This is a genomic window from Pseudomonas sp. SJZ080 (assembly GCF_007828295.1).
Taxonomy (GTDB): domain Bacteria; phylum Pseudomonadota; class Gammaproteobacteria; order Pseudomonadales; family Pseudomonadaceae; genus Aquipseudomonas; species Aquipseudomonas migulae_A.
Genome location: NZ_VIUK01000006.1, coordinates 247975 through 260263, shown reverse-complemented (window position 1 = coordinate 260263; position 12289 = coordinate 247975). Strand labels below are relative to the sequence as shown.

8 protein-coding genes are annotated in these 12289 nt (G+C 60.1%); 4 read left to right on the top strand and 4 right to left on the bottom strand.

The window, feature by feature from the left end:
- Positions 1 to 116 precede the first annotated feature (116 nt).
- On the bottom strand, positions 117 to 1580 hold the full coding sequence (locus FBY04_RS11525; RefSeq protein ID WP_084318574.1) for a glyceraldehyde-3-phosphate dehydrogenase: 1464 nt from the start codon (positions 1578 to 1580) through the stop codon (positions 117 to 119).
- 364 nt (positions 1581 to 1944) lie between these two features.
- On the opposite strand from FBY04_RS11525, the gene mfd reads away from it, so the two are divergent.
- The 3 genes from mfd to FBY04_RS11510 are packed head-to-tail and all read left to right on the top strand — an operon-like array spanning position 1945 to position 8676.
- Complete coding sequence (gene mfd, locus FBY04_RS11520) at positions 1945 to 5394, top strand: transcription-repair coupling factor (RefSeq protein ID WP_084318576.1); 3450 nt, start codon at positions 1945 to 1947, stop codon at positions 5392 to 5394.
- Between the two features lie 10 nt (positions 5395 to 5404).
- Positions 5405 to 5971, top strand: coding sequence for a CsiV family protein (locus tag FBY04_RS11515; RefSeq protein WP_145315265.1), 567 nt, complete (start codon positions 5405 to 5407; stop codon positions 5969 to 5971).
- Positions 5972 to 5982: 11 nt separating this feature from the next.
- Complete coding sequence (locus tag FBY04_RS11510; protein WP_145315264.1) at positions 5983 to 8676, top strand: DEAD/DEAH box helicase; 2694 nt, start codon at positions 5983 to 5985, stop codon at positions 8674 to 8676.
- 143 nt (positions 8677 to 8819) lie between these two features.
- Here the strand turns inward: FBY04_RS11510 and FBY04_RS11505 are convergent, their stop codons facing one another.
- The 3 genes from FBY04_RS11505 to FBY04_RS11495 form a co-directional block, all read right to left on the bottom strand.
- Positions 8820 to 9557, bottom strand: coding sequence for an S-methyl-5'-thioinosine phosphorylase (locus FBY04_RS11505; RefSeq protein ID WP_084318582.1), 738 nt, complete (start codon positions 9555 to 9557; stop codon positions 8820 to 8822).
- A 12-nt stretch (positions 9558 to 9569) separates the two neighbouring features.
- Positions 9570 to 10568: a beta-N-acetylhexosaminidase gene (nagZ, locus tag FBY04_RS11500; protein WP_174602651.1), complete on the bottom strand. Its 999-nt coding sequence runs from the start codon at positions 10566 to 10568 to the stop codon at positions 9570 to 9572.
- Between the two features lie 170 nt (positions 10569 to 10738).
- The gene (locus FBY04_RS11495) at positions 10739 to 11446 is read right to left on the bottom strand and encodes a TetR/AcrR family transcriptional regulator (protein WP_008028474.1); all 708 of its coding nucleotides are present in this window, start codon (positions 11444 to 11446) and stop codon (positions 10739 to 10741) included.
- A gap of 229 nt (positions 11447 to 11675) precedes the next feature.
- Here FBY04_RS11495 and lexA point away from each other — a divergent pair, with 229 nt between their 5' ends.
- Positions 11676 to 12284, top strand: a complete 609-nt coding sequence (gene lexA / locus FBY04_RS11490; RefSeq protein ID WP_145315263.1) for a transcriptional repressor LexA — start codon at positions 11676 to 11678, stop codon at positions 12282 to 12284.
- Positions 12285 to 12289: the final 5 nt, after the last annotated feature.

Here is a 12289-nt window from a genome sequence, read left to right as displayed (position 1 = left end):
GTGTGCGGGCTTACTCGCGAAGAGGCCAGCACAAGCAACACATCTGCAACTGACTAAACCCGCACAAACAAAAACGCCCCGACCAAAGTCGGGGCGTTTTCATTGTCAGCTAAGGCTTAGCGCGGGAACGCTGGCGGGTTTACACCGGCCATGTCTTCCATCACGCGAACCACCTGGCAGCTGTAACCGAACTCGTTGTCGTACCAAACGTACAGAACAACGCGGTTGTCTTGGGTGATGGTTGCTTCAGCATCCACAACACCTGCGTGGCGCGAGCCAACGAAGTCGGTGGAAACCACTTCCTGCGAATTGACGAAGTCGATTTGCTTGTGCAGATCGGAGTGCAGCGCCATGTAACGCAGGTAGTCGTTCATCTCTTCGCGGGTTGCGGCTTTCTCAAGGTTCAGGTTGAGAATGGCCATCGACACGTTTGGCGTCGGAACACGGATCGCGTTACCGGTCAGCTTGCCGGCCAGCTCAGGCAGGGCCTTGGCAGCAGCGGTGGCAGCACCGGTCTCGGTGATCACCATGTTCAGCGCGGCGCTACGGCCACGGCGATCGCCCTTGTGGAAGTTGTCGATCAGGTTCTGGTCGTTGGTGTACGAGTGAACGGTTTCGACGTGACCGTTGATGATGCCGAACTTGTCATTCACAGCCTTGAGCACCGGCACGATGGCGTTGGTGGTGCAGGAGGCGGCGGACACGATCTTGTCTTCAGCGGTGATTTCACCGTGGTTGATGCCGTGAACGATGTTCTTCAGTTTGCCTTTGCCAGGCGCGGTCAGAACAACGCGGTCGATACCCGGGCACGCCAGGTGCTGACCCAGGCCATCGGCGTCACGCCATACACCGGTGTTGTCCACCAGCAGCGCGTCTTTGATGCCGTACTGGGTGTAATCCACCTCGGTCGGGTTCTTCGCGTAGATCACCTGGATCAGGTTACCGTTGGCGGTAATGGTGTTGTTTTCTTCGTCGATGACGATGGTGCCGTTGAACGGACCGTGTACCGAATCGCGACGCAACAGGCTGGCGCGCTTGACCAGGTCGTTCTCGGCGCCTTTACGCACCACGATGGCACGCAGGCGCAGGCCGTCGCCGCCACCGGTTTTTTCGATCAGGATGCGCGCCAGCAGACGGCCGATACGACCGAAGCCGTACAAGACAACGTCGGTGCCTTTGCGAGCGGAGGCATTTTGCTGGCCAACTACGTCCGCCAGTTCTTCACGGACGAACTGCTCGGCAGTGCGGCCATTGCCTTCGACGCGGAATTTGAACGCCAACTTGCCCAGGTCTACCGAAGCCGCGCCGAGCTTGAGCTCGCTCATGGCTTTAAGCAGAGGGAATGTTTCGTGGACGGAGAGTTCGCTATCGTCGGAAGAACGATGGCGAGCAAAGCGGTGAGCTTTGAGAATCGCGATGACAGACTGGTTGATCAGGCTGCGGCCATAGATCGAGCTCACCACGTTATTATTGCGGTAGAGCTGACCGATAAGCGGAATCATCGCTTCTGCGAGTGCTTCACGGTCGATCCATTCACCAAGACACTGGTCGGGCTTCTGAGTCACGGGAACCTTCCACATGTAGGGGCAGAAAAAAGGGGCTACATTATGCCGCCGAGTGCTCCCCGTAGCAATGCGCGCCTGTCGTGCGAGCCGTAACAAATTTCCGTTCAAAAAAATCACGCGCCGCTAAAGCCCAGTAAAACCGCGGCTTTCAGCGCAGTCAATTTTTTGGAGACAGCGCCGTCTTATCCGTAACCCTCCGTAACACTCGACCGTTTTGCCACTACATAATCAGTGATTCCCAGTAAAAAACTGCCCGGATTTTGTCTTTACCACTACATTTCGCCGAACCTGCGTAATAGACACAGTCAGCAACTGACAGGCGGCACTCGGGGCCGCTACAATTACCGACTTTGTCGCAACGCTTGGAGCTCAACCTTCCGTGCCCGTTCTGCGTCTACCGCTTCTCCCTGCCGCGGCAGGTAAACAGCACTGGGGCAACCTGCCCGGTGCCGCCCTGAGCCTGGCTATCGCCGAGGCTGCCAGCGCTGCCAAGCGCTTTACCCTGCTGCTGACCGCCGACAGCCAAAGTGCCGAACGGCTGGAACAGGAGCTGAGTTTCTTCGCCCCGGATTTGCCGGTGCTGCATTTCCCGGACTGGGAAACCCTGCCCTACGATCTGTTCTCGCCGCACCAGGACATCATTTCCCAGCGCATCGCTGCCCTTTACCGGTTGCCGGAGCTGAGCCATGGCGTGCTGGTGGTGCCGATCACCACAGCCCTGCATCGCCTGGCACCGACCAAGTTCCTGCTCGGCAGCAGCCTTGTGCTGGACGTCGGCCAGAAGCTCGATGTCGAGCAGATGCGCACCCGGCTCGAGGCCAGCGGTTATCGCTACGTCGACACCGTGTACGAGCACGGCGAATTCACCGTCCGCGGCTCATTGATCGATCTGTTCCCGATGGGCAGCAAACTGCCCTTCCGGATCGACCTGTTCGACGACGAAATCGAAACGTTGCGTACATTCGATCCGGAAAACCAGCGCTCCATCGACAAGGTGGACACGGTTCGTCTGTTGCCGGCTCGCGAGTTTCCACTGCAAAAAGACGCGGTCACCCGTTTCAAGGCACGCTTTCGCGAGCGCTTCGATGTCGACTTCCGTCGCTGCCCGATCTTCCAGGATCTGAGCAGCGGGATTACGCCGGCGGGTATCGAGTACTACCTGCCGCTGTTCTTCGACGAAACCTCGACGCTGTTCGATTACCTGCCCCAGGACACGCAGGTGTTTTCCCTGCCGGGCATCGAGCAGGCGGCGGAGAATTTCTGGAACGACGTGCGCAATCGGTATGAAGAGCGCCGCGTCGATCCCTCTCGTCCTTTATTACCACCGGCCGAGCTATTCCTGCCGGTGGAAGATTGCTTTGCCCGCCTGAAGAACTGGCCGCGTGTGGTGGCCAGTCAGCAGGATGTTGAAACCGGTGTCGGCCGCGAGCGCTTCCCGGCGCGGGAGCTGCCGAACCTGGCCATCGAGGCCAAGGCAACGCAACCACTGGCGGCGCTGGCGGGTTTCCTCGACGAGTTCCCCGGTCGCGTGCTGTTCACCGCCGAGTCCGCGGGCCGTCGTGAAGTGCTGCTGGAACTGCTGGAGCGCCTGAAGCTGCGACCGAAAACCGTCGACAGCTGGCCGGACTTCGTCGCGAGCAAGGAACGCCTGGCGATTACCATTGCGCCGCTCGACGAAGGCTTGGTGCTTGACGATCCGGCCTTGGCGCTGGTGGCTGAAAGCCCGCTGTTCGGTCAGCGCGTCATGCAGCGCCGTCGCCGCGAAAAACGCGCCGACGCCAACAACGACGCCGTGATCAAAAACCTCACCGAGCTGCGTGAAGGCGCGCCGGTGGTACACATCGATCACGGCGTCGGCCGCTACCTCGGGTTGGCGACGCTGGAAATCGACGATCAGGCCGCTGAGTTCCTGACCCTGCAATACGCCGAAGGCGCCAAGCTTTACGTGCCGGTCGCCAACCTGCATCTGATCGCCCGGTATACCGGCAGCGACGATGCCTTGGCTCCGCTGCACCGTCTCGGCTCGGAAACCTGGCAAAAAGCCAAACGCAAGGCCGCCGAACAGGTGCGCGACGTGGCGGCCGAATTGCTCGACATTTATGCCCGCCGCGCCGCTCGCGAAGGTTATGCCTTCGAAGATCCGAAAGCCGATTACGCCACCTTCAGCGCCGGTTTCCCGTTCGAAGAAACCCCGGACCAGCAAACCACCATCGACGCAGTGCGCGCCGACATGCTCGCGCCGAAACCGATGGACCGACTGGTCTGCGGCGACGTCGGTTTCGGCAAGACCGAAGTGGCGATGCGCGCAGCGTTCATTGCCGTGCACGGCGGTCGCCAAGTGGCGATCCTGGTGCCGACCACCCTGCTCGCCCAGCAGCACTACAACAGTTTCCGCGACCGCTTCGCCGACTGGCCGGTGACCGTGGAAGTGATGAGCCGTTTCAAGTCGACCAAGGAAGTGAACGCCGCCGTGGCGGACCTCGCCGAAGGCAAGATCGACATCGTCATCGGCACGCACAAACTGCTGCAAGATGATGTGAAGATCAAAAACCTCGGGCTGGTGATCATCGACGAAGAGCACCGCTTCGGCGTCCGTCAGAAAGAACAGCTCAAGGCGCTGCGCAGCGAAGTCGACATCCTCACCCTGACCGCCACGCCGATTCCGCGCACGCTGAACATGGCGGTGTCGGGCATGCGCGACCTGTCGATCATCGCCACGCCGCCGGCCCGTCGCCTGTCGGTGCGGACCTTCGTCATGGAGCAGAACAAGAGCACGGTCAAAGAGGCCCTGCTGCGTGAACTGCTGCGTGGCGGTCAGGTTTACTACCTGCACAATGACGTGAAAACCATCGAGAAATGCGCCGCAGACCTCGCCGAACTGGTGCCGGAAGCACGGATCGGCATCGGCCACGGGCAAATGCGCGAACGCGAACTCGAACAAGTGATGAGCGACTTCTACCACAAGCGCTTCAACGTGCTGATCGCCTCGACCATCATCGAGACCGGCATCGACGTGCCGAGTGCCAACACCATCATCATCGAGCGTGCCGACAAATTCGGCCTGGCGCAGCTGCACCAGTTGCGCGGCCGCGTCGGTCGCAGTCACCACCAGGCTTACGCGTACCTGCTGACACCGCCGCGTCAGCAAATCACTCCGGATGCAGAAAAGCGCCTGGAAGCAATTGCCAATACCCAGGACCTCGGCGCGGGTTTCGTGCTCGCCACCAACGACCTGGAAATCCGTGGCGCCGGCGAACTGCTCGGCGACGGTCAGAGCGGGCAGATCCAGGCCGTCGGTTTCACCCTGTACATGGAGATGCTCGAGCGCGCGGTGAAGTCGATCCGCAAGGGTGAACAGCCGAATCTCGATCAGCCGCTGGGCGGTGGTCCGGAAGTCAATTTGCGCGTACCGGCGCTGATTCCCGAAAGCTACTTGCCGGACGTGCATGCCCGACTGATTCTGTACAAACGCATTGCCTCGGCCACTGATGAGGAAGGCCTCAAGGACTTGCAAGTCGAGATGATCGATCGTTTCGGTCTGCTGCCGGAGCCGACCAAGAACCTGATGCGCATCACGGCGCTGAAGTTGCAGGCCGAAGTGCTGGGCATCAAGAAAGTCGACGGCGGCCCGCAAGGTGGTCGAATCGAGTTCGCGGCGCAGACACCGGTCGATCCGCTGACACTGATCAAACTGATTCAGGGCCAGCCTAAACGCTACAAATTCGAGGGCGCCACGATGTTTAAATTCATGGTCCCGATGGAGCGCCCGGAAGAGCGCTTTAATACTGTAGAGGCACTGCTTGAATGCCTCATTCCGAAAACTGCTTGAAGGACGCCGCATGCGCCTGTTTCGCTCACTGACTTTGCTGATGACCCTGGCCGCCCCCACGGCGTTTGCCGATGACCTGTATCAGATTGAAATGATTCTGGTCCGGCAGAACGCTGTGCCTGCCATTGTCAGCAAAGCCGCGCCGGAAGACTGGGCTGCCGGTGCCCAACCCATCAGCAAGGACAGCCTGCGCACGCCGAGCCTGAATAGCGAAGTGGAAAAACTCACCGCCAGCAACGAATACACGGTGTTGCTGCACAAAGCCTGGCAACAGAACCTCGGCGAAGAAGCCAGTAAGATTGCAATCAGCGATGGCAAGGAACAGTTCGGCCAGTTCCCGATCGAGGGCACGCTGAATCTGAAACTGGGGCGCTTCACCGACGTTGACGCCGACTTCTGGGTCAACCAGATCGACGCCAACGGCATGGTCACCGCCAGCGAACGCCTCAAACAGGAAAGCCACACCAAGAACGGCCAGTTGAACTTCCTCGACAACGGTCACCTCGGCCTGCTGATCAAGATCACCTCGCTCACCGCCCCTGCGCCTCGGCCAGTCCCCGATGAAATACCGGACTGATTGAAGTCCTTATGCCTGCGACCCTGAGCAAACCCCTGGCACCTTCATGGGTCAGCCGATTCAAGGAACAAAGTCTGGAGCGTGGCCGCCGCTACGCCCTGGAAAACCGCGTCAGGATCGTCGAGGTCGGCGACGCCACGATCACAGCAGCTTGCGAAGGCTCTGGCGGTAACGTTTACCGTCAGACCATTCGCCTGCGAGAGTCGGCTAAATCCACTTTGCTGATGGTCGATGCCACGTGTACCTGCCCGGTCCGCAGCAACTGCAAACATTGCGCAGCGGTGCTGCTGAAGGTGCAGGAAACCCTCGCCTACCCCGCCGCCGCGCAAGACGCCGAACTGCTGGAAAAACTGCAGGCGGTACTGGAAAACCGCAGCCCGAAAGCGCCGCCGCAAGTGCTGGTGGACAATGTGCAGCCGGTGCCGCGCCTGTGGCTGGCGAGCATCGAGTTCAGCGCCTTCGAACCGCGTAACGGCAAAATGCAGCGCTACATCCAGCATCGTGCGGCGCTGTCCTTCAGTTATCTCGATGAATACGTTTCCGGGCAGAAGAACGCCGACGTCCTGATTCGTCAGGAGACGCAGACATTACGGATTAAACGCCACCCGGAAGTCGAACAGGCCTACAGGGAACAACTGCGAATCCTCGGCTTCAAGGTCGCCACTCGTCAAAGTAAAGCCCTGCCGGAAAGTGCCGGTGAACTCTACGAGATGGTCAACGACAGCGCCTGGCTGACCTTCACCCTCAATGAGCTGCCGAAGCTGCGCACTCAAGGCTGGGAGTTGCAGATCGATGAGGATTTCGGCTTCGACCTGACCGCCGTGGACGACTGGTACGCCACCGTCGAGCAGGCGCCGGAGCGCGACTGGTTCGATCTGGAGCTGGGAATCATCGTCAACGGCGAGCGCCTGAGCCTGCTGCCCATCCTGCTGAACCTGATGCGCTCCCACACCGAAATCCTCAACCCGGAACGCCTCGCCCGACGTCGCGACGACGAATTGATTTTGGTGAACATCCCCAACCGCCCGAACTCCGAGCATGGGCCGTTGCAAGTCGCCCTGCCATTTGGCCGCTTGAAACCGGTACTGGCGACCCTCGGCGAGTTCTACCTGCAAGAACCCGGCGAGACTACGCTGCGCCTGAGCAAGGCCGACGCCACGCGCCTGAATCCGCTGGAAGACCTGCCGTTGCTCTGGGAAGGTGGCGAGCAGATCCGCACGTTTGCCCAGCGCCTGCGGGACATCAAGGATTACACCGCGACCGCACCGGAAGGCTTGAACGCTACATTGCGCCCGTATCAGCTGGAAGGTTTGAGCTGGATGCAATCGCTGCGGCAACTCGAAGTCGGCGGGATTCTCGCGGACGACATGGGGCTGGGCAAAACCCTACAGACCCTGGCGCACGTTCTCAGCGAGAAAAACGCTGGTCGCCTTGATCGACCTTGCATGGTGGTGATGCCCACCAGCCTGATCCCGAACTGGCTCGACGAAGCAGCTCACTTCACGCCACAACTCAAAGTGCTGGCACTGTATGGCGCCAGTCGAAAGAAACATTTCGACACGCTGACCGATTACGACCTGATCCTGACCACCTATGCACTGCTGCCCAAAGACGTCGATCGCCTGGCCGCACAGCCGTTGCACGTCCTGGTGCTGGACGAAGCGCAGTACATAAAAAACCCCAACAGCAAGGCCGCCCAGGCTGCGCGCGAGCTGAATGCACGCCAGCGCCTTTGCCTGAGTGGCACGCCGCTGGAAAACCACTTGGGCGAACTGTGGTCGCTGTTTCACTTCCTGCTGCCCGGCTGGCTCGGCGATGTGAAGAGCTTCAACCGCGATTACCGCGTGCCGATTGAAAAGCGCGCCAGCGAGGTGCGACTTCAGCACTTGAATGGTCGGATCAAACCGTTTCTGTTGCGCAGGACCAAAGAGCAGGTGGCGACGGAGTTGCCGCCGAAGACCGAGATCATCCACTGGGTCGAGCTTAACGAAGCCCAACGCGATGTGTACGAGACCATGCGCCTGGCCATGGACAAGAAGGTGCGCGACGAAATCACCCGCAAGGGCGTGGCGCGCAGCCAGATCATCATTCTTGAGGCGCTGCTGAAGCTGCGTCAGGTGTGCTGCGATTTGCGCCTGGTCAACGACGCCGCGCTGCCGGCTCGCGGAAGCACCTCGGGCAAGCTCGATAGCCTCATGGAAATGCTGGAGGAGTTGTTCGAGGAAGGTCGACGGATTCTGCTGTTTTCGCAGTTCACTTCGATGCTGGCGTTAATCGAGGTCGAGTTGAAAAAACGCGGTGTTGAATATGCGTTGTTGACTGGGCAAACCCGTGACCGACGTTCTCCGGTGAAAGAATTCCAGAGCGGAAAGCGTCAGATCTTTCTGATCAGTTTGAAGGCAGGTGGTGTTGGCCTGAACCTGACCGAGGCGGACACGGTGATCCACTACGACCCGTGGTGGAACCCGGCGACGGAAAACCAGGCAACTGACCGTGCGTACCGCATTGGCCAGGAGAAACCGGTGTTCGTCTACAAGATGATTGCCCGAGGCACGGTGGAAGAGAAAATTCAGCACCTGCAGAAGGAAAAATCCGACCTGGCGGCAGGCGTGCTGGATGGGCGCAAGACCGGGGACTGGAAGTTGCAGAGTGATGATATTGAGGCGTTGTTTGCGCCGCTGCCGGAAAAGCTTGAGAAACGTTGAGATCCTCGGTGCCTGATCGGCCGCTTTCGCGAGCAAGCCCGCTCCCACATTAGATTTATGTTGTTCCCTTTAACGTGGGAAAACACAGATCCAATGTGGGAGCGGGCTTGCTCGCGAAGGGGTCAACCCGATGCAACTGATGTTCAGCCCTTCAACACCCGCGCCAACGTCGACTTGACCTTCCCCATCCCGTCATGCAAAGCCTGCTCGATCTCAGCCATGGTGATTACCGCCGTCGACTTGCCCGCCGCCGGGTTCACCACTAGCGCCAGGCAGGCATAATCCAGCTCCAGCTCACGCGCCAATGCTGCCTCCGGCATGCCGGTCATGCCGACGATGTCGCAGCCGTCACGCTCCAGGCGCGCAATCTCCGCCACCGTTTCCAGTCGTGGCCCCTGCGTGCAGGCATACACGCCATGACTGCTGTAGCCAACGCCTTCAGCCGCCAGCGCCGCGATCAATTGCTGGCGCAGCGCTTCGCTGTAGGGATAGCTGAAGTCGATGTGGGTGACGTGCTCCAGGTCATCGGCAAAATAGGTGTGTTCGCGGCCGCTGGTGTAGTCGATCAGCTGATGGGGCACGCAAAAATGTCCGGTGCCCATGGCGGCATGAATCCCGCCTACCGCATTGACCGCCAGGATCGCTTCGGCCCCGGCCTGTTTCAACGCCCAGAGGTTGGCGCGGTAGTTCACCTGATGCGGCGGAAAACGGTGCGGGTGCCCGTGACGTGCGAGGAACAACACTTCCTTGCCGGCGTATTCACCGATCTGCACGTCGGCCGAAGGTGCGCCATAAGGAGTGTCCACCGCCAATGATTGACGAATGCTCAGGCCTTCGAGTTGAGTCAGGCCGGTGCCACCAATAATCGCGTAAACCGTCATAACGTGAAGTCCTTATTCAATCAGTTGAGCGTCTTTGAGCGCGCCAATGGCTGTCAGCCAGCGCGGATCCTGGCGGTATTCAGTGCTGGCGTACGACTGGCCGCGCATGCGCGCAATGCGCTCGGACGGCTTGACCTTCAGACGCTGGGCGGCACTCAAGGCGAGTTCCGCAGCGGCGCGGTCGTTGCACACCAGCCCCATGTCACACCCGGCAGACAACGCGGCTTCGATACGGCTGGCGGCATCACCGACCACATGGGCGCCGGCCATCGACAGGTCGTCGCTGAAGATGACGCCATCGAACTGCAATTCGCCGCGCAGAATGTCCTGCAACCAGCGACGGGAGAAGCCGGCGGGCTGGGAGTCGACTTGCGGGTAAATGACGTGGGCCGGCATGACAGCGGCCAATTGCTTGCTCAAGCGGGCGAACGGCACCAGATCGTTGGCGCGGATCTCGTCGAGGCTGCGTTCGTCATTCGGGATCGCGACGTGGGAATCCGCCTCGGCCCAGCCGTGGCCGGGGAAATGCTTGCCGGTGGCAGCCATTCCCGCGCTGTTCATCCCACGGATAAATGCACCCGCCAGCAGCGCCGCGCGTTCCGGATCACCCTCGAACGAACGGGTGCCGACCACCGCGCTGCGCTGGTAATCCAGGTCCAGTACCGGGGCAAAGCTCAGGTCGAGACCGACGGCCAACACTTCGGTGGCCATGATCCAGCCGCACTGTTCGGCAAGGTATTCGGCATTCGGATTGTCAGCGATGGCACGCATGGCCGGCAGCCGTACAAAACCCTGACGCAAGCGCTGCACGCGACCGCCCTCCTGATCCACTGCCAGCAGCAGATCGGGGCGAATGGCGCGAATCGAGGCACTCAGTTCGCGCACCTGACGCGGGTGCTCGATGTTACGGGCAAAAATGATCAGGCCGCCCACTTCGGGCTGGCGCAACAATTGGCGATCCTCGGCCGTCAGCCAGGTACCGGCGACGTCCACCATCAACGAGCCTTGCAGGCCAGCAGTCATAGAGATTCCTTGATAACGATAAACCCGGCTCGCACGCATTCGCCGCCCTGGGCTGTGCCCGGCAGGTCGGCGATAAATATGGGGAGCGGGTTCAGAACGAGAGTCGGCATGGGCGGCTAGCTTAGCGGATGTCAGCTGCCGCGCCCACCCGTGTGCGGTTAAACCTTGGCGGCAACCTGTGTCGACTTGCTGCGCGGACGCAACTGCGCGGTGGCCATGGCCGTGTCGGTCACGCCGGTTTCGGCACGCATGCCAGCCGCCAGGAACGGCACCATCAGGCGCATTACTTGCTCGATGGAGGTGTTGACGCCGAAATCGGTTTCGGCAATCGCGCGCAAAGCCTTGATACCGGACATGCTGAACGCCGCAGCCCCCAGCATGAAGTGCACACGCCAGAACAGCTCGATCGGCGGAATGCGCGGCGCGGCTTCGTTGACCAGCATCATGTAGCGGCGGAATACCTTGCCGTACATGTCTTCGAGATACCGACGCAGGTGACCCTGGCTCTGGCTGAATGCCAGCCCCAGTAATCGCATGAAGATGGAGAGATCGTTGCCGCTGCGTGGCTGCACTACGAGGGCCTGTTCGACGAGGATTTCCAGCAGCTCTTCAAGTGTCGGCTTGTTCTCGGGCTTGGCCTGGCGCCGCTCCAGCTCTTTATCGAGGCTCAGGCAGAACGGTCCGAGAAAACGCGAGAAGACGGCTTGAATCAGCGCCTTCTTCGAGCCGAAGTGATAATTCACAGCCGCCAGGTTGACCCCGGCTTTGCTGGTAATCAAACGCAGTGAGGTTTCAGCAAAACCTTTTTCCGCGAACAACTGCTCTGCAGCATCGAGAATGCGTTCAACGGTTTCCGACTGGGCCATGGCTACTCCGCCTGACAAACACTTGTTTGAAACATACGTTTCAACCCTGGCCTTGTCAAGCCTGCCGGTTCGTTTCGGGAATGGTCAGTCAGCTATTTAACCATACATCTGCGCGGTGTTAATCAGCACACGGATTGACCGTCCGGCGGCCGGTAAAAAAAGGGGCATTGCCAAGACGCTTTCACTGTATATAATCCCAGTCACTGTATAAAAAGACAGAGCGATCAATATGCTAAAGCTGACGCCACGCCAAGCCGAGATTCTGACCTTCATCAAACGCTGCCTGGAAGATAACGGCTACCCGCCGACCCGCGCGGAAATCGCTCAGGAACTGGGTTTCAAGTCGCCCAACGCGGCAGAAGAGCATCTCAAGGCGCTGGCCCGCAAAGGCGCGATCGAGATGACGCCAGGCGCCTCCCGGGGCATCCGCATCCCTGGCTTCGAAGCCAAGGCAGACGAGTCCACCCTGCCAATCATTGGCCGGGTCGCTGCCGGTGCGCCAATCCTTGCCCAGCAGCACATCGAAGAGTCCTGCAACATCAATCCTGCGTTCTTCCACCCTCGCGCCGACTATTTACTGCGCGTTCACGGCATGAGCATGAAGGATGTCGGGATTTTCGATGGCGACCTGCTGGCCGTCCATACCACCCGCGAAGCCCGCAACGGCCAGATCGTGGTGGCGCGTATTGGCGACGAAGTGACAGTCAAACGCTTCAAGCGTGACGGCAGCAAAGTCTGGCTGATTGCCGAAAACCCTGAATTCGCCCCTATCGAAGTGAACCTGAAAGATCAGGAACTGGTGATCGAAGGCTTGAGTGTCGGCGTCATTCGCCGCTAAAGGAG

Bases quoted from the DNA above. Each gene is read 5' to 3' on its own strand.
- FBY04_RS11525 (WP_084318574.1), bottom strand. From the start codon at position 1,580: ATGTGGAAGGTTCCCGTGACTCAGAAGCCCGACCAGTGTCTTGGTGAA.
- FBY04_RS11515 (WP_145315265.1), top strand. From the start codon at position 5,405: ATGCGCCTGTTTCGCTCACTGACTTTGCTGATGACCCTGGCCGCCCCC.
- FBY04_RS11510 (WP_145315264.1), top strand. From the start codon at position 5,983: ATGCCTGCGACCCTGAGCAAACCCCTGGCACCTTCATGGGTCAGCCGA.
- FBY04_RS11505 (WP_084318582.1), bottom strand. From the start codon at position 9,557: ATGACGGTTTACGCGATTATTGGTGGCACCGGCCTGACTCAACTCGAA.
- FBY04_RS11495 (WP_008028474.1), bottom strand. From the start codon at position 11,446: ATGGCCCAGTCGGAAACCGTTGAACGCATTCTCGATGCTGCAGAGCAG.
- lexA (WP_145315263.1), top strand. From the start codon at position 11,676: ATGCTAAAGCTGACGCCACGCCAAGCCGAGATTCTGACCTTCATCAAA.